23 protein-coding genes are annotated in these 25,262 nt (G+C 60.0%); 16 read left to right on the plus strand and 7 right to left on the minus strand.

The features are described from left to right. Nucleotides 1–47 precede the first annotated feature (47 nt). The gene (locus AB731_RS03200; RefSeq protein ID WP_231638821.1) at nucleotides 48–566 is read right to left on the minus strand and encodes a thiamine phosphate synthase; all 519 of its coding nucleotides are present in this window, start codon (nucleotides 564–566) and stop codon (nucleotides 48–50) included. 47 nt (nucleotides 567–613) lie between these two features. On the opposite strand from AB731_RS03200, the gene AB731_RS03205 reads away from it, so the two are divergent. The 3 genes from AB731_RS03205 to AB731_RS03215 all read left to right on the plus strand — a co-directional run bounded on the left by AB731_RS03205 (nucleotide 614) and on the right by AB731_RS03215 (nucleotide 2,314). Continuing rightward, nucleotides 614–1,312 (plus strand): YggS family pyridoxal phosphate-dependent enzyme, encoded by a 699-nt coding sequence (locus AB731_RS03205; protein ID WP_047092438.1) that lies wholly within the window; start codon nucleotides 614–616, stop codon nucleotides 1,310–1,312. Between the two features lie 71 nt (nucleotides 1,313–1,383). Beyond that, nucleotides 1,384–1,869, plus strand: a complete 486-nt coding sequence (locus tag AB731_RS03210) for a hypothetical protein (protein ID WP_047092437.1) — start codon at nucleotides 1,384–1,386, stop codon at nucleotides 1,867–1,869. A gap of 112 nt (nucleotides 1,870–1,981) precedes the next feature. Continuing rightward, nucleotides 1,982–2,314, plus strand: coding sequence for a PilZ domain-containing protein (locus AB731_RS03215; RefSeq protein ID WP_052768874.1), 333 nt, complete (start codon nucleotides 1,982–1,984; stop codon nucleotides 2,312–2,314). Nucleotides 2,315–2,341: 27 nt separating this feature from the next. On the opposite strand, the gene AB731_RS03220 is transcribed toward AB731_RS03215, so the two are convergent. Further along, entirely contained in the window at nucleotides 2,342–5,110 is a 2,769-nt protein-coding gene (locus tag AB731_RS03220) for a [protein-PII] uridylyltransferase (protein ID WP_047092436.1), read from the minus strand. A gap of 161 nt (nucleotides 5,111–5,271) precedes the next feature. On the opposite strand from AB731_RS03220, the gene lgt reads away from it, so the two are divergent. Further along, nucleotides 5,272–6,204, plus strand: a complete 933-nt coding sequence (gene lgt, locus AB731_RS03225) for a prolipoprotein diacylglyceryl transferase (protein WP_052768873.1) — start codon at nucleotides 5,272–5,274, stop codon at nucleotides 6,202–6,204. After that, a complete protein-coding gene (locus AB731_RS03230) occupies nucleotides 6,201–7,283 on the plus strand; it encodes a class I SAM-dependent methyltransferase (protein WP_047092435.1) in 1,083 nt (360 codons plus the stop codon). Before lgt ends, AB731_RS03230 begins: the two co-directional genes overlap by 4 nt. Before the next feature lie 71 nt (nucleotides 7,284–7,354). Here AB731_RS03230 and AB731_RS03235 read toward each other — a convergent pair whose 3' ends face one another. Beyond that, entirely contained in the window at nucleotides 7,355–8,839 is a 1,485-nt protein-coding gene (locus AB731_RS03235) for a PAS domain-containing protein (protein WP_047092434.1), read from the minus strand. 173 nt (nucleotides 8,840–9,012) lie between these two features. Between AB731_RS03235 and AB731_RS03240 the strand changes: the two genes are divergently transcribed. The 8 genes from AB731_RS03240 (at nucleotide 9,013) to AB731_RS03275 (ending at nucleotide 15,924) form a co-directional block, all read left to right on the plus strand. Next, the gene (locus AB731_RS03240) at nucleotides 9,013–10,173 is read left to right on the plus strand and encodes an isovaleryl-CoA dehydrogenase (RefSeq protein WP_047092433.1); all 1,161 of its coding nucleotides are present in this window, start codon (nucleotides 9,013–9,015) and stop codon (nucleotides 10,171–10,173) included. A gap of 35 nt (nucleotides 10,174–10,208) precedes the next feature. Further along, nucleotides 10,209–11,057, plus strand: a complete 849-nt coding sequence (locus AB731_RS03245) for a hypothetical protein (protein WP_052768872.1) — start codon at nucleotides 10,209–10,211, stop codon at nucleotides 11,055–11,057. A 71-nt stretch (nucleotides 11,058–11,128) separates the two neighbouring features. Next, nucleotides 11,129–11,356, plus strand: a complete 228-nt coding sequence (locus AB731_RS13550; RefSeq protein ID WP_052768871.1) for a DUF1330 domain-containing protein — start codon at nucleotides 11,129–11,131, stop codon at nucleotides 11,354–11,356. Nucleotides 11,357–11,377: 21 nt separating this feature from the next. Next, nucleotides 11,378–12,979 (plus strand): carboxyl transferase domain-containing protein, encoded by a 1,602-nt coding sequence (locus tag AB731_RS03255; protein ID WP_047092432.1) that lies wholly within the window; start codon nucleotides 11,378–11,380, stop codon nucleotides 12,977–12,979. Continuing rightward, a complete protein-coding gene (locus tag AB731_RS03260) occupies nucleotides 12,979–13,287 on the plus strand; it encodes a DUF3088 family protein (protein WP_052768870.1) in 309 nt (102 codons plus the stop codon). The genes AB731_RS03255 and AB731_RS03260 overlap by 1 nt, the downstream gene beginning before the upstream one ends. A 39-nt stretch (nucleotides 13,288–13,326) precedes the next feature. Further along, nucleotides 13,327–13,962, plus strand: coding sequence for a 1-acyl-sn-glycerol-3-phosphate acyltransferase (locus tag AB731_RS03265; protein ID WP_047092431.1), 636 nt, complete (start codon nucleotides 13,327–13,329; stop codon nucleotides 13,960–13,962). Next, nucleotides 13,955–14,758 (plus strand): DUF1295 domain-containing protein, encoded by an 804-nt coding sequence (locus tag AB731_RS03270; protein WP_052768869.1) that lies wholly within the window; start codon nucleotides 13,955–13,957, stop codon nucleotides 14,756–14,758. The genes AB731_RS03265 and AB731_RS03270 overlap by 8 nt, the downstream gene beginning before the upstream one ends. Before the next feature lie 32 nt (nucleotides 14,759–14,790). Beyond that, nucleotides 14,791–15,924: an endonuclease/exonuclease/phosphatase family protein gene (locus AB731_RS03275; RefSeq protein WP_052845688.1), complete on the plus strand. Its 1,134-nt coding sequence runs from the start codon at nucleotides 14,791–14,793 to the stop codon at nucleotides 15,922–15,924. Here AB731_RS03275 and AB731_RS03280 read toward each other — a convergent pair. The 3 genes from AB731_RS03280 to gyrB all read right to left on the minus strand — a co-directional run bounded on the left by AB731_RS03280 (nucleotide 15,908) and on the right by gyrB (nucleotide 20,481). Further along, on the minus strand, nucleotides 15,908–16,627 hold the full coding sequence (locus AB731_RS03280; RefSeq protein ID WP_047092430.1) for a M50 family metallopeptidase: 720 nt from the start codon (nucleotides 16,625–16,627) through the stop codon (nucleotides 15,908–15,910). The two genes, AB731_RS03275 and AB731_RS03280, sit on opposite strands and share 17 nt — an antisense overlap. Beyond that, nucleotides 16,627–17,715: an AI-2E family transporter gene (locus tag AB731_RS03285; RefSeq protein ID WP_047092429.1), complete on the minus strand. Its 1,089-nt coding sequence runs from the start codon at nucleotides 17,713–17,715 to the stop codon at nucleotides 16,627–16,629. The genes AB731_RS03280 and AB731_RS03285 overlap by 1 nt, the downstream gene beginning before the upstream one ends. Nucleotides 17,716–17,910: 195 nt before the next feature. Further along, nucleotides 17,911–20,481: a DNA topoisomerase (ATP-hydrolyzing) subunit B gene (gene gyrB, locus AB731_RS03290; protein ID WP_173425735.1), complete on the minus strand. Its 2,571-nt coding sequence runs from the start codon at nucleotides 20,479–20,481 to the stop codon at nucleotides 17,911–17,913. Nucleotides 20,482–20,928: 447 nt separating this feature from the next. Between gyrB and AB731_RS03295 the strand changes: the two genes are divergently transcribed. Together AB731_RS03295 and AB731_RS03300 are read left to right on the plus strand one after the other, a co-directional pair. Then, nucleotides 20,929–21,594, plus strand: a complete 666-nt coding sequence (locus tag AB731_RS03295) for a PEP-CTERM sorting domain-containing protein (RefSeq protein ID WP_047092428.1) — start codon at nucleotides 20,929–20,931, stop codon at nucleotides 21,592–21,594. 93 nt (nucleotides 21,595–21,687) lie between these two features. Then, a complete protein-coding gene (locus tag AB731_RS03300) occupies nucleotides 21,688–23,304 on the plus strand; it encodes a tetratricopeptide repeat protein (RefSeq protein ID WP_047092427.1) in 1,617 nt (538 codons plus the stop codon). A gap of 88 nt (nucleotides 23,305–23,392) precedes the next feature. Here the strand turns inward: AB731_RS03300 and AB731_RS13910 are convergent, their stop codons facing one another. After that, nucleotides 23,393–23,674, minus strand: a complete 282-nt coding sequence (locus AB731_RS13910; RefSeq protein ID WP_047092426.1) for a hypothetical protein — start codon at nucleotides 23,672–23,674, stop codon at nucleotides 23,393–23,395. Between AB731_RS13910 and guaA the strand changes: the two genes are divergently transcribed. Then, on the plus strand, nucleotides 23,673–25,259 hold the full coding sequence (gene guaA, locus AB731_RS03305) for a glutamine-hydrolyzing GMP synthase (RefSeq protein ID WP_047092425.1): 1,587 nt from the start codon (nucleotides 23,673–23,675) through the stop codon (nucleotides 25,257–25,259). The two genes, AB731_RS13910 and guaA, sit on opposite strands and share 2 nt — an antisense overlap. Nucleotides 25,260–25,262: the final 3 nt, after the last annotated feature.

Here is a 25,262-nt window from a genome sequence, read left to right on the forward strand (position 1 = left end):
CAGGCAAGCTGCCCCCGCTGCGGGCGGGCGGTTGCCCTTGCCGACCTTTAGTCGGATTGGCTTAGGCCATCAATTGCGGCCCAACGAGGGGACTTCAATCGCCACGCCGCTTCCAAATTCATCCCGCCTAGCGCGATTACGGGCATTTTTGCATGGCGCGCCAGTGTGTGCCAGCGGTTTGACCCCAATGTCCTGGCTCCGGGGTGAGATCGCGTAGGGAATACGGGCGATAGCATTACTGCGTCTGCTCCGCTCAGGTTCGCCTGCGCTATTTCGCGCATATTGTGCGCGGTGGCGATCTGGAGCAGTTCGCGGCGGCGCGGATAGAGCGACAGCGGTGCGCCATAAATTCCGTCCGCCCCCCATTCGCGCGCGGTCAAGGCGCTGTCCGACAGGATTACCCAGTGCCCTTCGGCTCTGGCGATACGGCTGAGTTTGCGGAATTCGGCATATCGTTCGGACGGCGGCAGGTGATAATGGCGGTAAACGAATGCGATCTGTTTGCTGAAAGAGCGGAGAATACGGCCTAGCGTCTGCGCGTTCCGCTCATCCGAAAGCAGCCACATATCCGGCAGGGGGTTTCCTCCATTCATCCGGCAGCTATAGCGCGGGCATGAGCAAGAACACCACTGCCACCGCACACGCCGATACACCGGCCGCCCGACTCGCGGACGTAAATGCCGAAATCGCCAAGGCGTGCAAGATCGCGCGGCGCAAGGCCGAAGAGGTCACGTTGATTGCTGTCAGCAAAACGCATCCGGCAGAGCATATCGCCCCGCTGATCGCTGCCGGGCAGCGGGTGTTTGGCGAAAACCGGGTGCAGGAAGCCGAAGGCAAATGGCCGGGGCTGCGGGAGCAAACGCCAGATATTGAGCTCCATTTGATTGGCCAATTGCAGTCCAACAAGGCGGAAGAGGCAGCGGCGCTGTTCGATTATATCCACTCGCTGGACCGGCCCAGCCTGGTAAAAGCGCTGGCGAAGGCATTCGACAAGGCAGGCCGGCAAGTGCCGTGCTTCGTGCAGGTCAATATCGGGGCGGAGGACCAGAAGGGCGGCTGCGCGATTGCCGATCTGCCTGCATTGCTGGACAAGGCTCGCAGTGCCGACATTCCGATCGCTGGCCTGATGTGCGTGCCGCCGTTCGGAATCGAGCCGGTGCCTTATTTCGCACTGCTGGCAAAGCTGGCGGACGATCACGGTCTGGCAGGGCGCAGCATGGGCATGAGCGGTGATTTCCCCAACGCGATCATGCTGGGCGCAACACATATCCGCGTTGGCACTGCGCTATTCGGGACACGCGGCGCGCAATAGCGAGGAGTTGACGTAAGGGCGCGCTCCGCGCCAAAAGCTGCATATTGCACCTCGATTGGAATATTACGCCCATGACCCGTTTTGCCATCATCCTTGCTAGTCCGATCCTCGCGGCGCTGGCTGTGCCTGCCAACGCGCAGGATGCCGCGGACGACCCCTACGGCGAATGCGCCGCAATCGAAGACAGCGCAGAGCGGCTGGAATGTTTCGATAACACCTATGCCCGCCAGCGCGTTGTCATTGCCGAACGTGCAGTGCGGGCAGAGGAGGAGCGCGCAGAAGTGTTCGGTTTCCGCGATGAAGATGCTGTGCTGGAACGGACCCGGGATCCTGACGCCTCGATCACGGCAACGGTATCCGAGGTGTTGCAAGGCGCGCTGCGGTCGCAGGTCCTGTTGATGGACAATGGCCAGCTTTGGCGCGAGATATCCGGCTCCACCTTGCGCAACCGTATCCGCGAAGGTTGGACGGCCACGATTACCCGGCATTGGAGCGGCGCCTATGAAATGCGCTTTGAAGGGCGGACAGGCTATCTGCGCGTGGCCCGCGTCCAGTGATCCGAAGGCCTGGGCATAGCCTTGGTCCCGGCAATACCAAAAGTTAACACTGCAGGCATATAGCTGTTGGCAATCAGCCCGTAGCAAGCATCAGCAAGGTTAACATTCCATCATGCAGGACGCCGGTATGTATCACGATAGCCTGAAGGCCGGAGATGACGAGCAGCGCCGCGACAATGGGCGGGCGCAGGTTGATCTGCAATGCGAAATTCGTGTGGGAACGCGTTGCTGGCGCAAGACACGGCTGGCCGACCTTACGCCGGGTGGTTTCCAGGTTACGCTTCTCGACATGCCGACGCGCGGTACGCCCGTCTATGTGCGCTTCGGTGGCATTCAAATGTTGCAGGCTGAGGTTTGCTGGTCAAAAATGGATACAGCTGGCTGCCGCTTCATAACGCCCATCAGCAGCTATGTTTTCGAACACATCCTCGCGACCTACAAATAGATCCGCAAAGGGCTGTGCAGCCGCTTTCTATTCCGCGGCCTGCGCCAGTTCACGTTCACCCGCAGCGATAGCATCAAGCAGGGCGCGCTCCACCTTGGCCATACGGTTTGCTGAATCCAGTTTCATGCCGAGCAGATCGGTCACGTAAAATGTATCGACCGCGCGTTCTCCGTAATGGGTGATATGTGCTGAATTGATAAGCAGGCTTTGTTCAAACAGGGCGCGGGTCAGGCGGTTGAGCAAAGCGGGCCGGTCGGTTGCGTTCACTTCAATCACCGTGAAGCGGTTCGATGCGTCGTTATCGAATTCGACATTGGCCGTGATCCGGAAATTTTCCGCCCGCATCTGCTTTAGGGGCCGTTTTTCAAGGCTCGGCACCATATCGATGCGATTGGCCAGCGCATCCTCGATGCCCTTTTTCAGTCGCTGCAGCTGCGCCGCTTCGCTGAATGGCTGACCCATCGGATTTTGCACCAGGAAATTGTCGACAGCCTTGCCCATCCGGTTGGTATGGATGCGCGCGTCGATGATATTGCCGCCTGCAAGGTGGATGGCGCCGGCAATGCGGAAGAACAGGCCCGGATGATCGTCCGCGATCACGGTGACCAGTGTTGATCCCAGCGCTTCGTAATATTCGGTGTGGATCGAAAGCGAATGCTGCGCCTCTATTGCCGCGGCATAATGCGGCAGGTTGATGGCGATCACGTCTTCGGGTTCAGCGATCCAGTAAGTGTCGCCAAACATTTCTGCCAGATCATCGACCAGCGATGCCTGTTTGCCCAGCAATTGTGCCACTTGCGCCTTCTTGGCGGCGATGCGTTGAGGGCGCCCGTGCGATTTGTGTCCCAGCCGCAGCATTTCCTGCGCGGCTTCGAACAGATCTGCCAGCAACTGCCGTTTCCAGCTGTTCCAGATGCCGGGGCCGACGGCGCGAATATCGACGATTGTCAGCACGGTGAGCAGTCGCAGGCGTTCCAGGCTTTGCACTTCAGCCACGAAATCGGAGATCGTTTTGGGATCGGAAAGGTCGCGTTTGAACGCAGTCGCGCTCATCAACAGGTGATAGCGAACCAGCCATGCGGTCAGCTCGGTCTCCTTTTCGTCCATGCCGAGCCTCGGGCACAATTTGCGCGCCACGTCCGCCCCCAGCACCGAATGATCGCCGCCGCGTCCCTTGGCGATATCATGCAGCAAGGTGGCCACATAGATAACCTTGCGGTGGGCCAGTTTGGGCAGGATGTCCGTTGCCAGCGGGTGATCCTCCGGCAAGGCACCGCGTTCAATCGCGCTGACCAGGCCGATGGCGCGGATCGTGTGTTCATCCACGGTGTAGTGGTGATACATATCGAATTGCATCTGCGCATTGACCTTGCCGAAATCCGGCACGAAGCGACCGAACACGCCGGCTTCATTCATCCAGCGCAGCACGTTTTCAGGATTGTTGCGGCCGGCAAGCACATCCATGAATAGCGCATTGGCGCGTTCATCCTTGCGTACCTTGGCGGTAATCAATGCAGCATCACGGCGGGCAATGCGAATGGTGCCGGGATGGATTTCCAGCCCTTCACGTTCTGCCACTGTGAATATTTCGATCAGCCGTACCGGGTCTTGCTGGAACCAGTCGTCTGACGGCGCGGCGATCACATCGTCTTCCACCAGATAGCCATCAACCTTGCGCGATTTCCCGGGCCACATGCCCGAAAAGAAATTCGCCACGCGGCTGGTCTGCGCGGTATGATCTTCCATATGCGCCAGAAACACGCCGGTCAGATGGCCGACGTGCTTGGCTTGCAGGAAGTAGAATTGCATGAAGCGTTCGACCGCGCTTTTGCCAGGCCTGTCAGCATAATTCATCCGCGCTGCGACTTCGCGTTGCAGATCGAATGTCAGCCGGTCTTCGCCCCGTCCGGAGATGGTGTGCAGGTGCGCGCGTACGGCCAGCAGGAAGCTTTCGGCGCGGCGGAAGCTGCGATATTCCTTGTCCGTAAACAGGCCTTTTTCGACCAGTTCTGCAGCGCTGCGAACGCGGTGAACATATTTGCCCATCCAGTACAGCGTTTGCAGATCGCGCAGGCCGCCCTTGCCGTCCTTTACATTGGGTTCCACCACGTAACGCGAATCGCCCATGCGTTTGTGCCGCGCGTTTCTCTCGGCCAGCTTTTCCTGCACAAATGCCGCTTCCGAGCCGGAAACCACTTCATTCCAGAACTGCGCGCTGGCAGCGTCATACACATCCTGATCGCCCCACAAAAACCGCGCTTCCAGCAAGGCTGTGCGAATGGTGAGGTCCGATTTGGCCATGCGTGCGGCCTCTGCCAACGAACGGGTCGAATGCCCGACCTGCAAATTGAGATCCCACAGATAATACAGGATTGCCTCGATCACCTGTTCGCACCAGCTGGTCGGCTTGTCAGGTGTGATGAAAGCCAGATCGACATCGGAAAACGGCGCCATTTCGCCGCGGCCATATCCGCCCACCGCCAGCAGCGCGATCCGTTCTCCGCTCGACCTGTTGCCCACCGGATAGACATCTTCCAGCACATGATCGTGGATCACGCGGATCAGCTGATCGATCAGGAACGCCTGACCATTGGCATGTTCATGCCCTGCGCCTGGTTTCCTGGAAAGCCTGTGCGTCAATTCCTTACGGCCATCGGCCAGCGCAGTGCGCAGAGCCTCGACAATATCCTGCCGCCCTGCCTGGGCGCCTTTTTCGGCAACGATTCCGGCAATCGTTGCGGACAAGCGCCGGCGGCCAATGATTTTGCGCTGTTTGGGAATGCGGGGAAGGCTCATGCCGACAGGAAATAGGCGTTTGGTGCGGGGGATGCAAAGCCCGGATTGCTTCGTCCCGGCGAAGGAGGGCTTTCGCCAAGGCCCGCTGTATGCCAAAGCGCGAGCCGAACCGGGCTTTAGTGCTGCAAACGCGCCGGCCAGACAGGTAGGGAACGCAAGCAATGCTGGACATGCTGACTACAGCAGCGAGCGAAGCAATCCGATTTAGCGGGCTGGGCCTTAGCCCAAGCATCGACCTTGGATTTTTTGAGCTGAAATATTACTCGCTCGCTTATCTGGCGGGGATCATTTTCGCCTATTGGCATCTTTCGAAGATGATCAAGCAGCCCGGTGCGCCGATGGGGCAGCTGCATGTGGATGATCTGTTCTTCTACTGCACGCTGGGCGTCATCCTTGGCGGACGGCTGGGCTACGCGACATTCTACGAACCATCGCTGTGGACCACGTTTGATCCGGATAGCTTCATTTCCTGGCGTGTCCTGCGACTGTGGGATGGCGGGATGAGCTTCCACGGAGGCTTGGTCGGCGTTGTCGTGGCGATCGGCTGGGTAAGCTGGCGCGGCGGCCTGCCGTTCCTGCGCGTATGCGATTATATCAGCGTCAATGTCGGCATGGGCATGATGCTGGGCCGGCTGGCAAACTTCATCAATGGCGAGCTGTGGGGCCGTCCGGTCGAATCCGATGTTCCGTGGGCGATGGTCTTCCCGACAGGCGGTGAAGTTGCCCGTCATCCGAGCCAGCTTTATCAGGCCGCCGGCGAAGGGTTTCTGGTGCTGGTCGTCATGCTGTGCCTTTTCTGGTTCACCCGCGCGCGCTTCCGCCCCGGCCTTATGGTCGGCGTATTTACCGTCACCATTGCCGCTGCGCGCTTTGCGGTCGAATTCTTCCGCCAGCCCGATGCGCAATTGACCGAATTTGCGGAACGCACCGGCCTTTCCATGGGCCAATGGCTTACAATTCCCATGATCGTGCTCGGCATTGCGCTGGTCATTTGGGCGTTGGCGCGGCGTGAACTTGCAAGCGGAAAATCCGGTACGACTACGAGGCCTGTGGTCAAGGGAGCACCTCCCGAGATCGATACGGAGGCCGTGTGAACGACCTGCGCGACGAAGACGCCAAACGCGATCTTGGCGATACGTTCCGCCGTCTGATTGCAGCCACCGGGCCTATCAGCCTGGCGCATTACATGGGCGAATCAAACCAACGTTACTACGCGGATAAACGCCCGATTGGCGGCCAAGGCGGCGATTTCATCACTGCGCCCGAAGTCAGCCAGATGTTCGGTGAACTGATCGGTCTGTGGCTGGCTGATATGTGGATCAGGGCTGGGCGCACAGAGCCGGTCCATTATGTCGAACTGGGGCCGGGCAAAGGCACGCTGGCGGCCGACGCGCAGCGCGCAATGAAGCGGTATGGCCTGACGCCGAAGATGCATCTTGTGGAAACGTCGCGGAGGATGCGCGATGCGCAATTGGCTGCCGTGCCCGGCGCCATCCATCATCATGATCTTTCACGCATTCCGACAAAAGGCCCGGTGCTGATTGTCGCGAATGAATTTCTCGATGCGCTGCCGGTTCGCCAATTGGTCATGACCGACGAAGGCTGGCGTGAAGTGATGGTCAGCGTCGATGCCGCCGGCAATTTCATCGAAGTGCCGGGCCGCCAACCCATGGATTCGGCTGTCGCCGAGGCGCGCCGACATGCTGCGCCGGGAACGGTTATCGAGACTAGCCCCGCATGTGCGACGATCATGTTTGAAGTGGCCGGGCGGCTGGCCGAACAGCAAGGCGCGGCGCTGTTCATCGATTATGGCCACAGCGACAGCAGCAATGGCTCAAGCCTGCAGGCAGTCCGCGAGCATCAGAGGGCGGGAGTGTTCGATGCGCCCGGCGAAGCTGACTTGTCTGCCCATGTCGATTTTGCGCAGATGGAACAGATTGCCCGTTCGCGTGGATGCCGTGTGCTGGGCACGGCGACGCAAGGGGAATGGCTGAACCGGCTTGGCATTACGCAACGTGCCGCCGCGCTTGCAGAATTCGCCCCGCAGCACAGGGAAGCGTTGATGCGCGCGACGGAGCGGCTCACCGCGCCTGATCAAATGGGCGAATTGTTCAAGGTTATGGGCCTAGCGCATCCTGATTGGGGCGAAGGCGTAGGCTTCAATCCCGGATGATTTGATTACAGGGCGCGGGCATGATTACCATCTGATTTTTGTCAGCAAGCGCAGTGTCTGGGCATCCAGCGCTACCGGGCCATTGCCTCTTTGGAGACGGTAAGGGCGACAACCAGCCCACTTTTATCGAAACGGCGTTCCCACGCGCCTTCCAGCTGCCCGCGCACACTCATTTCCACGAGGCGCGAGCCGAAGCCCGTCTTGCCGGTATCTTGCGGCGGCGGCCCGCCATTTTCGGTCCAGAGAATCGCCAGTTCGTCTCCGCGATCCTCCACAGCCAGGGTCACATGTCCTTCGTCGGCCGAAAGCGCCCCGTATTTGGCCGAGTTGGTTGCGAGTTCATGGAACACGAGCGCCAGCGGCGTCGCCGCGCGCGGAGATATGTCCGCATCAACCCCGCTGATGGCCACGCGGGGTTCGTCGTCATCGCCGTTGTAAGGCGCGAATAGAGCTTGAAGCAGGCCTTGCAGCTTTTCCTGGACGATGCCCGCGCCCGGATGGACAAATTCATGTGCGCGTCCAAGCGCGCGCAGTACGCCGGTCAATTCGCGGGCGAAGGGTTCGTGTTCCGGCGTCTTGCGCACTTTCAGCGTGGCGAGGCTGATGACGACCGCGAAAATATTCTTGATCCGGTGAGACAGTTCATTGGTCAGCATGTCACGCTCTTCCAGCGCCTGCTTTGTCTCGTGAATGTCGGTTATCGTGCCGAACCAGCGCAGCGGCTCGCCTGCGGTTTCAGCTGTCGGAACGCCAAGCGAAAGCACCCAGCGATATTTGCCATCTGCGTGCAGCATCCGGTATTCGGCTTCGAAATCCGTACCTTCTTCAGCCGCGGCATACCAACCGTTGAAGGTATTTTCAGCATCGTCCGGGTGGACGTATTGTCGCCATTCCTCTGCGACTTTCGGCGGCTTGGAACCGATCAGTTCCTCCCACCGGGCATTGAAATAATCGAAATTGCCGTCTGCATCGGCGGACCAGGCGATTTGCGGCACGCCTTCGATCACGCGGCGAAGCCGTTCGTCACGCTCTTCAATCTCGCGAGTGGCCGTAATATGCGCGCGGCGCGCATTCAGGCGGCGCATCACAGCCTGTGCCAAAACCGCCAGCCCTTCCCGCTGGAAATCGTCAAGGCCGGCAGCATGGACATCGGTATCAACCACGCACAGCGCACCAAGAGGCGCGCCCTCGTCAGAAATCAGCGGTTGCCCGGCATAAAAACGCACCCCAGGCGGGCCAGTGACAAGGATATTGTCGGAGAACCGCGAATCCCGCTCGGCATCCAGTATTTCCAGCAGCTCGGGGGTTTTCATCGCATGGGCGCAGAAGGAAACTTCGCGCGGCGTTTCCCGCTCTTCCAGTCCTTCACCAGCGAGAAACCTCTGGCGAGATTCTTCCACCAGTGTAACCTGTGCCACGGGCACATGACAAAGCTTCGCCGCGAAACGCACAATCGCGAGCAGTTCGGGATCATCATCGAGAGCGTCAGGGCTAAAGCTTTCCAGAACGCGCAGACGCTCTGCCTCATCCACAAATTGCGGAGAAGGTTCTGGCATGACGGCCTGAGGTGAAGGTTTGTGCAAATTCAAATAGTTATTCCGATATGGGCGATTCTTAGCGCCGGATTGTGACAATTGGAAGGGGGACTTGGCTGGTTGCAGATGTAACAAGTTTGCCTTGGCCGACGCTATTGCTATCTGGAGGGCCAATAATTCAAGGAACCTGAACAATGCGTGCCACTCCAGAATTTGATTTCGGCCTTGGTGAAGAGGCGCAGATGATCCGCGACAGTGTGGGACGGTTCGCCGATGAACGCATCGCGCCACTGGCGGCGAAGGTTGACGCAGAGGACTGGTTCCCGATCGAGCTCTGGCCGGAAATGGGCGCGCTGGGCCTGCACGGCATGACGGTGAGCGAAGATGATGGCGGCACGGGGCTCGGCTATCTGGAACACACCATCGCCATCGAAGAGGTCAGCCGCGCCAGCGCCTCTGTCGGTCTCAGCTACGGCGCGCATTCCAATCTGTGCGTCAACCAGATCGCGCGCTGGGGCAGTGCGGAGCAGAAGGCGAAATACCTGCCCGGCCTTATATCGGGTGAGCATGTCGGCAGCCTTGCGATGAGCGAAACCGGGGCGGGTTCGGATGTGGTCAGCATGAAGCTGAAGGCAGATAGCGTTCAGGGAGGGTACGTGCTCAACGGCACCAAGTTCTGGATCACCAACGGCCATTATGCCGAAACACTGGTGGTCTATGCCAAGACAGATGCCACTGGCGGCAGCAAAGGCATCACGGCATTCCTGATCGAAAAGGACATGCCGGGCTTTTCCTGCGGGCAGAAGATCGAGAAAATGGGCATGAAGGGCTCCCCCACCAGCGAGCTTGTGTTCGAGGATTGCGAAGTTCCCGATGCCAATGTGCTGGGCGAAGTGGGCAAGGGCGTGCAGGTGTTGATGAGCGGCCTGGATTACGAACGCGTGGTGCTCTCCGGCGTGCAGCTGGGCATCATGCAGGCGTGCCTCGACACGGTCATCCCCTACGTCCGCGAGCGCAACCAGTTCGGCAAGCGCATTGGTGATTTTCAGCTGATACAGGCCAAAGTGGCGGACATGTATGTCGCGCTGCAATCGGCGCGCGCTTACACCTATGCTGTGGCGAAAGCCTGCGACAAGGGCCAGACAACGCGCTTCGATGCCGCGGGCACAATCCTACTGTCGAGCGAGAATGCGTTCCGCGTGGCGGGTGAAGCGATACAGGCACTGGGCGGCGCGGGATATACGACCGACTGGCCGGTGGAGCGTTATCTGCGCGATGCGAAGTTGCTTGATATCGGTGCAGGGACGAATGAAATCCGGCGGATGCTGATCGGGCGCGAATTGATCGGGGCATAGGCAACGAAAATACGAATGGGTGAGGGGGAAAGCACGTGGTTGACCAAATTGGCGGAAGGCCGGATCCGCGCAGCGGCATTCCCGACCTGACCGATGTCGATATCGATAGCCTGCCCGATTGGCAGGGCGATCCGCTGACTGTCTATTACGAGCCGATGGAGACCGAGTCCTGGGCGCTCACGCGCTGCCCGTTCGTTGTGGCGATGGGCTATTTCACCGGCCTGCAGCGGGTTTGGAACATGCCTGTGCTCACGCGCGGCACCGATGTGTGGATGTCGCTTGTCCCGATGGAAGTCGAAAGCCAGTGGATCGGCATCGACAACGCCAGCGGGCACACGGTTATCTGCGGGCTGGGGATGGGCTGGTCGGCCGCGATGACGGCCTTCCACCCTCTGATCGAGCGCGTAACGGTGGTGGAGCGCGATCCAGAAATCATCGAACTCAACCGCAGGATCGGCCTGTTTGATCGCCTGCCGGACGGGCTGGGCGACAAGATCACCGTGGTTCAGGGTGACGCCTTTGAATGGACGCCAGATGCGCCGGTCGATCTGCTTATGCCCGATATATGGCTGGAAGTGGTGAGCGATGGACGCGCTGACGAAACGCTGCGCATGCAGCAGAATATCGGAGCCAAGGGCGTTTATTTCTGGGGTCAGGAACTGGAGCTGGCGCGCCATATCGTGCGCAATGGCCAGCCGATTAACGATGCGACACTGGCCGAGCAGGCTGGGAAATTCGGCCTTCCGCTGATCGGTCTTGATACAGAGGATTATGCCGAAAACACGAAGACGGCGGTGAAGCAATGGATGAAGGGTCGTTGGCTGGAAGGAACCAATGTGCCTGATGAGCTGCGCAGTCCCGCCGACGATATGGAGCGCCGCTGATTGCCCGCCTCCAGCAACGCCCGCTTTACGATCGACACTCGCGAAAGCATGACAGCCAAGAGGCAGCCCTCATGCCGGTCTTCGCCAAGTTCACTGGCAAGCTGATGAGCATTGATGAAAAGCCCGATGTTTTGGAAGGCGAACGGACCCACACCCACTCGCGGCTGATCGAGTTTCCGGACAAAGTCTGTGCCAAGCCTTGGACGACCTCACCCGAATCTTGCGTCATCGCTGAAGATCTCCTCAACGCCAGCGAGGGCCAGGCGATCATGGTCGAGGGCTTGCCACCCGCCGCGTAAGGCATCAAGGAACTGCGACATATGACAGCACCCGTACTTACCTCAACGCTCGACCGCGAAAGCCCCGAAGCCAAGGCGCGCTTTGCGCACAACAAGGAGCTTGCGGAGGAACTGCGCGAGCACGTTGCCAAGGCCGCGCTCGGCGGCAGCGAAAAGCACCGTGAGCGGCATGTGGCGCGGGGCAAGCTGTTGCCGCGGGAGCGCGTGGAACGCTTGCTCGATCCGGGCTCGCCTTTTTTGGAAATCGGCCAGCTCGCCGCGAACGGCATGTATGGCGGGGACGTCAGCGGCGCGAGCATGATTGCGGGGATTGGGCGCGTCTCGGGCCGGCAGGTGATGATCGCCTGCAATGATCCCACGGTGAAGGGTGGCGCTTATTATCCGATGACGGTCAAGAAGCACCTTCGCGCGCAGGAAATTGCAGAGGCGAACCATCTGCCGTGCATCTATCTGGTCGACAGCGGCGGGGCGAACCTGCCATTTCAGGCAGAAGTCTTCCCAGACCGCGACCACTTCGGGCGTATCTTCTATAATCAGGCCAATATGTCCGCGAAGGGCATCCCGCAGATCGCCTGCGTGATGGGCAGTTGCACCGCGGGCGGCGCCTATGTCCCTGCCATGTCCGATGAAAGCGTGATCGTGCGCGAACAGGGCACCATCTTCCTCGCCGGGCCGCCGCTGGTGAAAGCCGCGACAGGTGAGGAAATCAGCGCAGAAGATCTGGGCGGCGGCGCGCTCCATGCGAAGAAATCGGGTGTGGTCGATCATCTGGCAGAGAATGACGAGCACGCACTCACCATCGTGCGCGATATCGTCAGCCATCTGGGCAATCCGCCAAAGGCTCAGGTGGAGTTGAAGGAGCCGCGTCCGCCGAAATTCGACGCCGACGACCTCTACGCCATCATTCCCGATGATGTGCGCGCGCCATACGATGTGCACGAAGTGATTGCGCGGCTGGTGGATGGCAGCGAGTTCCATGAATTCAAGCGCGAATACGGCTCCACACTGGTGACAGGTTTCGCACATATCTGGGGAATGCCCGTGGCGATCCTCGCCAACAACGGCGTGCTGTTTTCCGAAAGCGCGCAAAAGGGCGCGCATTTTATCGAGCTGGCGTGCCAGCGCGGCATCCCGCTGCTGTTCCTGCAGAACATCTCCGGCTTTATGGTCGGCGGGAAATACGAGGCGGAAGGCATCGCCAAACACGGGGCGAAGCTGGTGACCGCAGTGGCGACGGCGCAGGTGCCCAAGCTGACCGTGGTGATCGGCGGCAGTTTCGGCGCGGGCAATTACGGCATGTGCGGGCGGGCATACTCCCCGCGCTTCATGTTCACCTGGCCCAACGCGCGCATTTCCGTGATGGGCGGCGAACAGGCCGCATCCGTGCTTGCGACAGTCCACCGCGACGCGGACAGCTGGACCGAGGAGCAGGCAGAGGAATTCAAGGCGCCGATCCGCCAGAAATACGAAGACGAGGGCAATCCCTATTATGCCACTGCACGGCTTTGGGATGATGGCGTGATTGACCCTGTGCAAACCCGCGACGTGCTCGGCCTCAGCCTTGCGGCCTGTCTTGAAGCGCCGATACCGGAGCGTCCGCAATTCGGCGTGTTCAGGATGTGATGATGGACACCAAAGATCGCCTTTTCATTCTTGAGCGCAGCTATTCGGGTGATGATGGCGCGGAGTTCTATTGCCGCGATTGCATCGAAGTGGACGGCCTGCTCGCAATGTTCCCCGAGCATGCGGCGAAGCTGGAGGTGATCCGCGTGCCTTGGCCGCGCCCACGCACCGCGATTGTCGATGCCATTGGTGAGGAGAACCAGAACTTGCCCGCGTTGGTATTCGCAGAAGGTGGCTTTGGGAACGATCAGGACGCTCTGCTGGCCGCCCTAAATGAACGCCACGGCTTCCCACGGCGTTCGTCTTAGGGCTAGAGTGCCACGAAGCTGCATTAGCAAGGGCATTTCTTGACCAAACCCACAAACATTTCGCGCCCCACTGTTCTCTCCAGATTGGTCTGGCGTATCCTGCGGGGCCTGTACCGCTGGAAAAACTTCAAGCTGGCAGGCGGCGCGCCTGACATTCCGAAATATATCCTGATCGGTGCGCCGCATACGACCAATTGGGACTTCATATTCTTTGCAGGCGCGGTGCGTGAACTGGGCATCAAGCCCAATTTTGTCGGCAAGAACACGCTGTTCAAATGGCCGATGACTCGCTTCATGTATGACATGGGCGGCATACCCGTGGACCGATCGAAGAAGGGCAATTATGTGCAAAGCGTCATCCAGGCGATTGGCGCGGCTGATCATATTGCACTGGTGATCGCGCCCGAAGGCACCCGCTCTTCAGACGGGCGCTGGCGCAGCGGGTTTTACCACATTGCCCACGGTGCAGGCATTCCAATCGTGCCTGCCTGGGTAAACCATGAGACGGGCCGCGGCGGGCTGGGGGAACCGATGATCACGACCGGCGATTTCCACGCCGACCTCGCCAAGCTTGCGGCGTTCTATCAACAGCACCGTCCAGATTGCGACCGCTTCGATCTGCTCGCCAAACAAGCGCGCGGCGAGGTGGAAGATCCGGGCCGCAAGCGTGATTGATGCGCTGCTGACGAATGCCGCATTTCTGCTGGGCGCAGCGGCGGTCTTCTGGCTGATTTCGGCGGCTACCGGCAAAGTCAGTTTCGTCGATTCCATCTGGGGTGGCGCTATGGCCGGGCTGGCTGTGTCGAGTGCCTTTCAGGTGGAAACACCCGGCAATCTGGCGGTGCTGATTCTGTTGATGACTGCGGTGTGGGGCGGCCGCCTGTTCTACCATCTGCTTGCCCGCTTCTTTCGCAATGGCGAAGATGAGCGTTATCGCAAAATGCTGCCATCGCCCGATGACCGCATGGCCTTTGCCATCACTGCGCTTTGGAAAGTGTGGCTGCTGCAGGCCGGCCTCATCATGCTGGTGAGCAGTCCGGCGCAAATTGGTATTCTGGCGAGCGGAGGCATGGCCATTCCCCTGCTGGCATGGCTGGGTTTCGCACTCTGGCTGGTTGGTGTGTTTTTTGAATGGGTTGGCGATGCGCAGCTCGCCCGCTTCAAGGCCGACCCGGACAATAAGGGCAAGGTGATGATGGAGGGCCTGTGGCGCTATACCAGGCACCCCAATTATTTCGGCGATGCCTGCGTGTGGTGGGGTATCTGGCTGGCCTGCGCTTCGGCCGGATGGATATATGGCCTGTGGTCCATTGCGGGGCCGATATTTCTCACCTTCACGCTCGTGAAATGGTCGGGCGCGGCCATGACCGAAAGTGGGATGCGGGATAAGTATGGTGATGAATTTGCTGCGTATGTCCGCCGTACATCCGGGTTCATCCCGTTGCCGCCAAGGGAAAACGCCAAAGCGTGACATCGCCGGTCGGACGTGTAATTGGCGCAGGCATGAAATCCTGGATCGCCCGCATTGCCCGCCTTGTCATAATCCTTGTCGCAGTAGCCACCTTCATCGCGCTGCTGGCAGCCGACAAATGGTGGATCCGCGTTTTCGATTTTCCGCGGTTGCAATTTGCGCTGTTGCTTGCTGTCGCGCTCGCGGTTCTTATCGCGGTCAAATCCAAGCGGTTGTATTTATGGAGCGGTATTGCCGTAGTGGCGCTGGGCCTTCAGCTGTTCCAGCTGTTTCCCTATTCCCCGATCGCGGCAAAGCAGGCGGTGGATGCGCCCAGTTGTGCGGCGGTAGACCGGCTGCATATCGTGTCGCTCAATGTCTATCAGGACAACCGCGATTTCGACGCGGCAATTGCCTATCTGCAGTCGACCGGTGCCGATGTCATTCTGGTGATGGAGAATGATCAGGCGTGGACCGATGCGCTCTCTGCCGGGTTGGACGAGGACTATCCCTATTCGGTGAAAATTCCGCAGGACAATACCTATGGCATGGCCATGTGGTCGCGGCTCGAGCTGGTGGGGGCCGAGCGTAACGAGCTGGCCGGCGGCGGTACGCCATCAATCCGGACGCGCATTCGCCGTGAGGATGGCAGTCTGCCCACGCTGTTCGCAGTCCACCCGCGGCCGCCCAGCCCTGGTCAGGATAGCGGCCAGCGCGATGCGGAATTGATGTTGCTGGCAGATCTGGTGCGGGGTTCGGGCAGGCCCACGATTGTCATTGGCGATTTCAATGATGTCGGCTGGTCGCATGTGACCGAAACATTCCAGCGACTGGGACAAGTGATCGATCCGCGTGTCGGGCGCGGCTTTTATGCCACCTTCGATGCCAAGAACCCGCTGATGCGCTGGCCGCTCGATCATGTGTTCCATACCGATGATTTCGGCGTCATTCGATTTGCGACGGGTCAGGGTGTCGGATCAGACCACTTCCCGCTGGAAGTGGAATTGTGCCAGCAGCGCGATCGGTTTGCGCCGCAGCAGGAAGCGCCAGAATTGACGCAGGATGCAATCGAGACAGCGCGTGACGAGCTTGAAGAAGCATCGCTGGGCGGTGAAGGGCCCGACGCGGAACGCCTGACGGTGACCGACGATGGCGATGAGGACGAGGCTCTCAGCCCTCCCGATTAAGCGCATATTTCAAGCTGGCTCCAATCATCAGAGCGGAAAACCCGATGATGAGCATGGCCCATAACCAGTGTGGCAGGAACAGGGCTGCTTCCATAGCGCCGGTGTCGGACCGCATCACTTGTCCGCCCACGATGCCGCTTTCGCTGAACAGATAATTCCAATCGGAAAACATGCTGAGAGCGCCGAGCATCCCGAGGAACTGGAGCGCGAAGCGTTTTAGCCAATCCTGCCCGCGCCATGCGATCCACGTAAGGGCGGCCGCGATCAGTGGCAGGACAATCCAGCCGATGATGCTGCGCACCCAGATCAGCGTCGAAAGAACAAGAGCGGCTGCCAGCGCCATGAGCTCAGGCTGCCAATATTTGCGCGCGCTGCTGGCCAGGATCAGGCCCGCGCCCATCACACTTGGCCCAAGCGGCCCGCCCATGGCGATCAGCGCGCGGTCCAGGCCGTAACTCTCGAACGCCATGCGGGACGTGGCATAGCCGGAGCCATCGCCATTCAGCACCAGCATCTCAAATCCGTTGCCAGTTGCCAGCGCGGTCAGGCCATGGCCCATTTCGTGATACCAGGTCGACAGGATGATGAAGGGGTAGATCAGGTAATTGCCCAGCGGCAACGCCGGCAGGAACAGCACCAGCACGCCCGCCAGTATCAAGCGCCCGACCTGTTCTGCCTGACTGCCGGGGGGCACACGTAACATCAGTCCGCCGGTGACCTTATCGGGCCTGTCCCAGACTCCCGTGCGTGATACAGGATCGACCACCCGGCAAGGAACAGGCCCGCCGCCATTGGCCCGACGACGATACCGGCCAGTCCCATCGCGGCAATGCCGCCCAGCGTCGAAATCAGGATAAGCCAATCAGGAATGCCGGTATCCCGCCCCACCAGGATAGGGCGCAGGACGTTGTCTGCCATGCCGATAATCGCCACGCCGGAAACCAGCACCAGCACGCCCTGCCAGATATGTCCCGTGGCGAGCAGATAAAGGGCCACCGGCCCCCAGACGATCGCGGGGCCGACTGCGGGCAAGAGAGAGAAGAAGGCTGTCAGCAGTCCGAGCAAGACGATCGAAGGCATGCCAACAATCCAATAGGTCGCCGCACCAAGCGCACCCTGAACCAGCCCGACGACTATGGATCCCTTGATCGTGGCACGGACGATGGACAGGAAACGTTCTGCCAACTGTTCCGCAATCGGCCGGGCAACAGGCATGTGCGACAGCAGCCGTTCGCCGATGTCCCTGCCGTCCCGCAGGAGGAAATAGGCCACATAAAGTCCGACGCCGAAAGCAAGCAGAAAGCCGAGAGCGTTACCGGTGATGGCAAGAGCTTCACGCGCAATAAGCCCGGAACTTTCCAGGGCGATTTCCTGCGCCCGCTGCTGGACCAACTCAGCCGTGCCGAAGCCCTCCAGATCGAGATTCTGCCTGATCACTTCTGGCAGCGCGCCATGTATGACGTTGAACATCGATGCCAGATCGATGCGGCCTTCCTGAAAGGCGACGACCAGCGAAGTTGCCTGTTCCACCACTACCGTACCGATCATGATCGCCGGGATGATCACGGCAACAGTGATCACAAGCAGTGTGGCGATCGCAGCGCGATTGGTGCCGCCCATCCGGCGCTGGAACCACAGATACAGCGGCTGGAACATGATGGCGGCCAATGCCGCACACAGTATCGGCATCACAAAAGGCCAGATGACAGCAATGAAGGCGAGCGTGATCAGCGCAAGGAAGATCAGATAGCCGCCGCTTTCGAGCCGTGCGCGTCCTTCAGCAGTTTCCAACGTTGCCTCCTCTTTGGCGCTTCAGTTCCGGCCTGTAGGTCAGGCGTCCAGATTGGCAATGTTGAGCGGCCCAGAGCGAACGATGATGCTATTAGACATCAAGATTCGCGACATTCAGTGCCCCAGAGCGAACGATGATGCGATCAGACATCAAGATTCGCGACATTCAGTGCCCCGGAGCGAACGATGATGCCATCAGACATCAAGATTCGCGACATTCAGTGCATTGTCCTGAATAAACTCGCGGCGAGGTTCGACCACGTCGCCCATCAGGCGGGTGAAGATTTCATCCGTCACATCGGCGTCTTCGACCTTGACCTGCAACAGCTCGCGGTTTTCCGGATCCAGCGTGGTTTCCCAAAGCTGTTCCGCGTTCATTTCGCCCAGCCCTTTGTAACGGCTGATGGAAAGACCCTTGCGGCCAGCGGCCAGCACAGCTTCCAGCAATTGTGAAGGACGCGTGATGGCGGTGTCCGGATCGAAGGCTGGCGTATCTGCATCGGTCTCGTCCGTGTTGTCGTCAACCGGTTGCGCTTCGATGCTGCCTGCCTTCACCAGACGGGTCGCGCTGGAATAGGTTTCGGCCTGTTCCACGCCGCGCGTGTGCAGTTTGCGCGCCTCTGCACTGTCGAGGAACTTGGCTTCGATCAAATGCACATCGGTGACGCCGCGCCACACGCGGTTGAACCGCACATCGCCGTTTTCGGTAACATGCGCGGACCAATCGGCCTCGCTGTCGCTCAATTGCATCTGGCCCGCTGCGTGGGCAAGGCGGGTGTTGCGTTCCGCCTCCGTCACGCCGGGCTCCAGCGCGCCTGCCATCGCCATCGCCTCGATGACGGCGGGATTGTACTTGCGCGGAGCAAACGCCATCAGGTTCTTCAAAAGCAGTGCCTTATCGACCAGATCGGCCAGATCCGCACCCGAGCGCGCACCGCCGCCGGTTTCCAGAACCCGGTCTTGCAGACCGTTTTCGACCAGATAACGGTCCAGCGCAGGCTGATCCTTCAGATAAACCTCGCTCTTGCCTTTGGCGACCTTGAACAATGGCGGCTGCGCGATGAAGAGGTGCCCGGCCTTGATAATGTCGGGCATCTGGCGATGGAAGAAGGTGAGCAGCAGCGTCCGGATATGCGCTCCGTCGACGTCGGCGTCGGTCATGATCACGATCTTGTGATAGCGCAGCTTTTCCAGATTGAATTCATCGCGCAGGCCCGTGCCCATCGCCTGGATCAACGTGCCGACTTCCTTGGAGCTGATGATCCGGTCAAACCGCGCGCGCTCCACATTCAGGATTTTGCCCTTCAGTGGCAGAATCGCCTGATATTTGGAATCGCGCCCGCTTTTGGCGGAGCCACCGGCGGAGTCACCCTCGACCAGGAAGATTTCCGATTTCGCAGGATCACGTTCGCGGCAATCGGACAGCTTGCCCGGCAGGCTGGCGATGCTCATCGCGCCCTTGCGGCTCATTTCGCGGGCCTTGCGTGCGGCCTCGCGGGCAGCGGCGGCATCGATGATCTTGCCGATGATGGACTTGGCGTCGGCGGGGTTTTCCTCCAGCCACTCACCCATCTTCTCGCTCATCAGACTTTCCAGGGGCTGGCGCACTTCGGAACTGACAAGCTTGTCCTTGGTCTGGCTGCCGAACTTGGGATCGGGCAGCTTGACGCTGACGATAGCGGTCAGGCCTTCACGCATATCTTCACCTGAAAGGGAGACCTTGGTGTTTTTCAGAAGGCCTGAATTGGTGGCGTAATTGTTCAGCGTGCGGGTGAGTGCAGCGCGGAATGCTGCCAGATGCGTCCCGCCATCACGCTGCGGGATGTTATTGGTGAAGCAGAGCACGTTTTCGTAATACGAATCGTTCCATTCCAGCGCGACATCGATGCCGATGCCTTCCTTTTCCGCGCTGACGGTAATCGGTTCGGGCACCAGCGGCTGTTTGTTGCGATCGAGATATTTCACGAACGCGCCGATGCCGCCTTCGTAGAACAGATCATGCTCCAGCGGCTCTTCATGGCGATTATCGCGGATCAGGATGCGCACGCCGGAATTGAGGAAAGCGAGCTCGCGGTAGCGGTGCTCAAGCTTGTCAAAGTCGAAATCGAGGACGTTCTTGAACGTGTCCGTGCTGGGCAGGAAGGTAACGCGCGTGCCTTTTTTTAGGCCGTTGTCATCGCCATTGCTGTCTACCGGAGGAGCAGTGTCAACGACGCGCAGCGATTCGACCGCATCGCCGTGCTCGAACCGCATCCAATGCTCTTCGCCGTCACGCCAGACGCGCAGCTCGAGCCATTCGGAAAGCGCGTTCACGACAGACACACCCACGCCGTGCAGGCCGCCGGACACCTTGTAAGCGTTGTCGTCCGATGTGTTTTCGAACTTACCGCCCGCGTGCAGCTGGGTCATGATGACTTCCGCTGCAGAAACGCCTTCTTCCTTGTGGATCCCCACCGGAATACCGCGCCCGTTGTCTTCCACGCTGACCGAGCCATCGGCATTCAATTCGATGAGAACAAGGTCGCAATGACCGGCCAGTGCTTCGTCAATGGCGTTGTCCGACACTTCGAACACCATGTGGTGCAGGCCGGAGCCATCATCGGTATCGCCAATGTACATTCCCGGGCGTTTGCGCACCGCGTCGAGGCCTTTGAGGACCTTGATGCTCTCGGCACCATATTCCCCCATGCGCTTTGCATTTTGGGAAGTGGGTTCACTTGCGATTTCAGTCGAAGTGGCGGGAGTCGTTTCGGGGGTATCTACCATGCCGGGTATATAGGATTTCCACCTGCAAATAGGAAGCGCCGCTTCACTTATGGCTCTGGTGTTCCACAGATATGAATGACCGGGCACCCACACGAAAATGGCCGCTGCCCGAACCGTGTGATTCAAGTCAGCGGCCATTCGCAAATTGGCCCGGAGTCATAAGGGGGGGGAACTCCGGGCCAGGGGTCTGGAACAAACGCGCCTCTTACCCAGGCGCGTCTCATGACAGCGTAAATACGGCCCGCAACATTGTTGTTCAAATGCGTAATAAGCGACATGTGTTGCGGAATTTGCAATTCTTTACGCCAGCGTAAGTTAGAGCCGCGCGCCTGCTTCGTTTTGAAACACCGCCTGTGCGCCGGTGGATTGCACTGCGCTCCTCTGCTTTTCGCAACATCGACACGAACAGATGGCACGAAAGCTGGCGCGGCCAGTGGGGGAATTGGAATGAAGAAGTATATTGCACTGGCGGGAACGGTCCTTGCGCTGGGTATGGCAACACCGGCCCAGGCGGATATCCTGAATTACGGCGTGACCGATGCAACCGGCGGGTCCTGCCCTCACGGTTTGTGGACAAACACGCTCAACAGTGGCTGCGAACGCCATCATTCGTTCCAGGACGACACGCTGTTTTCGATCGATACCGATGCCGGCACCGGCACATTCACCGGCACGGCGATCAACCCCTCGGGCCAGACAGCAACGCTCGACCTGACGCTTAGCGGCTTTCTTGATACTCTCGACGGCACCGGCTTCGATTACAAGGCCGGCGGCGGCCCCTATGACCCATCCGTGCAGGATTACTTCACCAATGCCAGCGGTACGATCACCATCGGCGGCGTTACCTACACGCTGAATTCCACCGATCCGATGGCTGGCAATACCGTGTTCCAGTTCGGCACCGGAGCGAATGACAAGACGGGCGATTTCGGCGGTTCTGCATGGCTCAACCTGCTCAATCCGCATGGCCATGCGCTGGCCCATTGGGACATCAATTTCGATCTTGCGCTGATCCCCGGCACTCCGGTTCCGGCGCCTGCGGGCCTGCTGCTCTTCGGTCTTGGCCTTGCCGGTGCCTATGGTATGCGCCGCCGCAAGAAGATTGCTGCATAATAACGGTGTTATCGCGAATAGCCAGGCGGCGGCGGGTAAGCCCCTCCGCCGCTTAGGCGTGTCTTAAGACCATTGCGCTACGGCGTTGCGGTTATGAAATTGCACAAATCAGCCCTTGCCGTCTTGCTGGCATTGTCTTGCACGGCCTGCGGCATATTCGGCAGCGATCCGTTCGAAACCGGGCGCGATGCCTATGCGCAGCGCGATTACCACACGGCGCGCGTTGCCCTTGCCACGGCGATGAATGCCGAAAATGCGGATCCCGAAGCTGCCGAGCTATACGCCCGCACGCTGCTGGCTTTGGGTGACGGCGAATCAGCTGAGCGTATTCTGGATACCTTGCGCAGCCGCACCAGTCCCCCGGCCGATCTGGCCAGCCTTTCCGCACAGGCGGCGTTGCTGCGCGGCGACTTCGAACTTGCACTGGAACGTGCCGGCGCGGCGCACGGGCAGCCGCTGGGGGAATGGGTTGCGATCCGTGCCCTGGGGGAACTGGACCGCGGCGAAGAGGCCATGATCCGCTCCAATGCCGCAATTGAAGCCTATCCTGACCACGCCCCGCTGCTGGCCATGCGCGGCGCGATGGCGGTGGCGATGCGGCAAGTTAGTGAGGCGAAGGAATATTCCGCGCGCGCGCTGGCTGCCGATGCCGATGATCTCGATGCGTTGATGCTTGCCGGGCAATTGCGCGTGATGCGCGCCGATTATGCCGCGGCGCATGAATTCTACACCAAGGCGCACGGGGAGCATCCAGCCGACCTTGGGGCGCTGTTTGCGCTGGCAGCTGTCGAAGCGGACATGGGCGAATATGAGCAGGCCGAAACGCATCTCGCCAGCCTGTTGTCAGCCGCGCCCGGGCATCCGATGGGATTGTTGTTGAGCGCGCGCCTCGCCTTTGTGGAAGGCGATCTGGATGAAGCGCATACCATCGTCCAGCAATCAGAAAGCAATATCGGCCGGATCCCGCAAGGCCGCCTGCTGATGGGCGAAATCGCCTATCTGCGCGGCTTTCCGGCGCAGGCGATCGTGCATCTCGAAGCCTTTCTTGCTGTTCTGCCAGGCCACGCCCACGGCAGTACGGTGCTGGCGCGCGCATATTCCGAACAGGGTGAGGAACAGCGCGCCTGGGACCTGATTGCGCCGCTGGCCGATAGCGCGGTTGCCACGCCGCAGATGCTTGCCTTGGCATCCGATCTGGCAGGCCGCGTGGGCGAACCGGATCGCTTCGCTGCCCGCCTTGCGGCCATTTTGCCTGATGGCTTTGCAGAGGAATATCGCGCCGCACAGAACGCGTTGGACAGAGGTGACGGTGCCGAGGCCGAGCGCCGTTTCGCAGCGCTGATCGCAGAGGGCGGGGACCGTGATGCGGTCATCCTCAACAATGGTGCCCATGCTGCGTTGGCTGCGGGCAATCCCCAGGAGGCCCTGCGCCGCGCCCGCGCTGCGCACGAACTTGCGCCGCGCGACCCGCGGGTGCGCGATACGCTGGGCTGGGTGCTGTTGGAAAACGGGGAAGCAGGACCGGCGCTCAATCATCTGACCGCAGCTGTAGAGGGCCAGCCGGGCAATCTTCAGATACGCTGGCATTATGCCAATGCGCTGATCGCCAATGGTCGCAGCGCCGACGCCCGGCGCATTATCGGCGAGCTGCGCCAATTCGCAGGAACGGAGCAACGTGCCGCGATGGACCGGCTGCTGGCGCGTATCTGACGCCGGACGCTCACTTGCGTCGCACCCACACAACAAAAAGGGCCGCTCCAGCGTATGGAGCGGCCCTTTTTGTCGCGGCGCAAATTCCTTAGAGGATGCCGAAAAACAGTGTTGAGCTGATGGTTACAGCTGCCAGTGTCGCGAGAATGTTTGATGCGAAATTGCGCATGGATTGTTTCCTGTCTTGTTTTTGAAGCGTGATGCCGGGAATCGCCCCGGCACCGCCGTTGCCGCCCAAGTGGCCCTTGTTTGATAATTCTACAATTGAGTAATTATCGACATGTGTTGCGCATTTTGCAACACGAGTGAATTGTGGTGCATTCTGCCCATGCTGGACACGCGCGCAGCTTCGCGCCAAAGCCTCCTGCATGCAGACAGATCATCTCCCTGATTCCATCCTTATCGTCGATTTCGGCAGCCAGGTGACGCAGCTTATCGCGCGCCGTGTGCGCGAAGCCGGCGTCTATTCCGAAATTGCGCCGTTCAGCATGGCGGAAGAAGCATTCAAGCGGATGCGGCCCAAAGGCATCATCCTCTCCGGCTCTCCTGCCAGTGTGCCCGAAGACGGCAGCCCGCGCGCGCCGGACATTCTGTTCGAAAGTGGCCTGCCGATTCTTGGTATCTGTTACGGTCAGCAGGTGATGACACACCAGCTCGGCGGCGAAGTGCGCCCCGGCCATGAGACTGGAGCCGAAGGAAATCGGGGCGGCGAATTTGGGCGTGCTTTCCTGACCGTAACCAAGGAGTGCGCGCTGTTCGATGGCCTCTGGCAAGTTGGCGAGCGGCATCAGGTTTGGATGAGCCACGGCGACAAGGTCACACAATTTGCAGATGGCTTTGAAATTGTTGCAACCAGCGACGGTGCGCCTTTCGCCGTAATCGCTGATGAAGCGCGGAAATATTACGGCACGCAGTTCCATCCTGAAGTCTATCACACCCCCGACGGTGCAAAGCTGCTCGCCAATTTCGTGCGGCATGTGTGCGGGCTGGCCGGCGACTGGACGATGGCCGCTTACCGCGACACCAAGATCGCCGAAATCCGCGCGCAAGTGGGTGACGGGAAGGTCATCTGCGGCCTGTCTGGCGGCGTGGACAGCTCTGTCGCGGCGATCCTTATCCATGAGGCTATTGGCGCCCAGCTGACCTGTGTGTTTGTCGATCACGGGCTGCTCCGCCAGAATGAGCGTGAGCAGGTAGAGGCCATGTTCCGCGGGGCCTACAATATCCCGCTGGTGGTGGTGGATGCGGAAGACCGGTTCATGGCCGGCCTTGCTGGGGAGACCGATCCGGAAAAGAAGCGCAAGTTCATCGGCGGCGAATTCATCGCCGTGTTCGAGGAAGAAGCAAACCGGATCGGCGGCGCGGATTTCCTCGCGCAGGGCACGCTCTATCCCGATGTGATCGAAAGCGTCTCCTTCACCGGAGGGCCTTCGGTAACGATCAAGAGCCACCACAATGTCGGCGGCCTGCCCGAACGCATGAATATGGAACTGGTCGAGCCACTGCGCGAACTGTTCAAGGATGAAGTCCGCGCATTGGGACGTGAACTCGGCCTGCCGGACATGTTCGTTGGTCGCCATCCTTTCCCCGGCCCCGGCCTTGCCATCCGCATTCCCGGCGAAGTGACGAAGGAACGCTGTGATATCCTGCGCAAGGCCGACGCGATCTATCTCGAGGAAATCCGCAACGCCGGTCTGTATGACGCGATCTGGCAGGCGTTTGCCGTGCTTCTGCCGGTGAAAACCGTGGGCGTGATGGGCGATGCCCGCACTTATGATAATGTGTGCGGCCTTCGTGCTGTGACCAGCACCGATGGCATGACGGCGGATGTATACCCCTTCGACGCCGCCTTCCTGACCGGCTGTGCAACCCGCATCGTCAACGAAGTGCAGGGCGTGAACCGGGTGGTGTATGACTACACCAGCAAGCCGCCCGGGACGATTGAGTGGGAGTGACCG

Source organism: Aurantiacibacter marinus (assembly GCF_001021555.1).
Taxonomy (GTDB): Bacteria; Pseudomonadota; Alphaproteobacteria; order Sphingomonadales; family Sphingomonadaceae; genus Alteraurantiacibacter; species Alteraurantiacibacter marinus.

What these genes read in the sequence shown, in the direction of transcription:
- AB731_RS13550 (WP_052768871.1), top strand. Translation starts at nt 11,129, where the DNA reads ATGCCGGTCTTCGCCAAGTTCACTGGCAAGCTGATGAGCATTGATGAA.
- AB731_RS03200 (WP_231638821.1), bottom strand. Translation starts at nt 566, where the DNA reads ATGTGGCTGCTTTCGGATGAGCGGAACGCGCAGACGCTAGGCCGTATT.
- AB731_RS13910 (WP_047092426.1), bottom strand. Translation starts at nt 23,674, where the DNA reads ATGCAGGAGGCTTTGGCGCGAAGCTGCGCGCGTGTCCAGCATGGGCAG.
- AB731_RS03205 (WP_047092438.1), top strand. Translation starts at nt 614, where the DNA reads ATGAGCAAGAACACCACTGCCACCGCACACGCCGATACACCGGCCGCC.
- AB731_RS03300 (WP_047092427.1), top strand. Translation starts at nt 21,688, where the DNA reads ATGAAATTGCACAAATCAGCCCTTGCCGTCTTGCTGGCATTGTCTTGC.
- AB731_RS03210 (WP_047092437.1), top strand. Translation starts at nt 1,384, where the DNA reads ATGACCCGTTTTGCCATCATCCTTGCTAGTCCGATCCTCGCGGCGCTG.
- AB731_RS03215 (WP_052768874.1), top strand. Translation starts at nt 1,982, where the DNA reads ATGCAGGACGCCGGTATGTATCACGATAGCCTGAAGGCCGGAGATGAC.
- AB731_RS03275 (WP_052845688.1), top strand. Translation starts at nt 14,791, where the DNA reads ATGAAATCCTGGATCGCCCGCATTGCCCGCCTTGTCATAATCCTTGTC.
- AB731_RS03240 (WP_047092433.1), top strand. Translation starts at nt 9,013, where the DNA reads ATGCGTGCCACTCCAGAATTTGATTTCGGCCTTGGTGAAGAGGCGCAG.
- AB731_RS03260 (WP_052768870.1), top strand. Translation starts at nt 12,979, where the DNA reads ATGATGGACACCAAAGATCGCCTTTTCATTCTTGAGCGCAGCTATTCG.
- AB731_RS03255 (WP_047092432.1), top strand. Translation starts at nt 11,378, where the DNA reads ATGACAGCACCCGTACTTACCTCAACGCTCGACCGCGAAAGCCCCGAA.
- AB731_RS03280 (WP_047092430.1), bottom strand. Translation starts at nt 16,627, where the DNA reads ATGTTACGTGTGCCCCCCGGCAGTCAGGCAGAACAGGTCGGGCGCTTG.
- AB731_RS03295 (WP_047092428.1), top strand. Translation starts at nt 20,929, where the DNA reads ATGAAGAAGTATATTGCACTGGCGGGAACGGTCCTTGCGCTGGGTATG.
- lgt (WP_052768873.1), top strand. Translation starts at nt 5,272, where the DNA reads ATGCTGGACATGCTGACTACAGCAGCGAGCGAAGCAATCCGATTTAGC.
- AB731_RS03235 (WP_047092434.1), bottom strand. Translation starts at nt 8,839, where the DNA reads ATGCCAGAACCTTCTCCGCAATTTGTGGATGAGGCAGAGCGTCTGCGC.
- guaA (WP_047092425.1), top strand. Translation starts at nt 23,673, where the DNA reads ATGCAGACAGATCATCTCCCTGATTCCATCCTTATCGTCGATTTCGGC.
- AB731_RS03220 (WP_047092436.1), bottom strand. Translation starts at nt 5,110, where the DNA reads ATGAGCCTTCCCCGCATTCCCAAACAGCGCAAAATCATTGGCCGCCGG.
- gyrB (WP_173425735.1), bottom strand. Translation starts at nt 20,481, where the DNA reads ATGGTAGATACCCCCGAAACGACTCCCGCCACTTCGACTGAAATCGCA.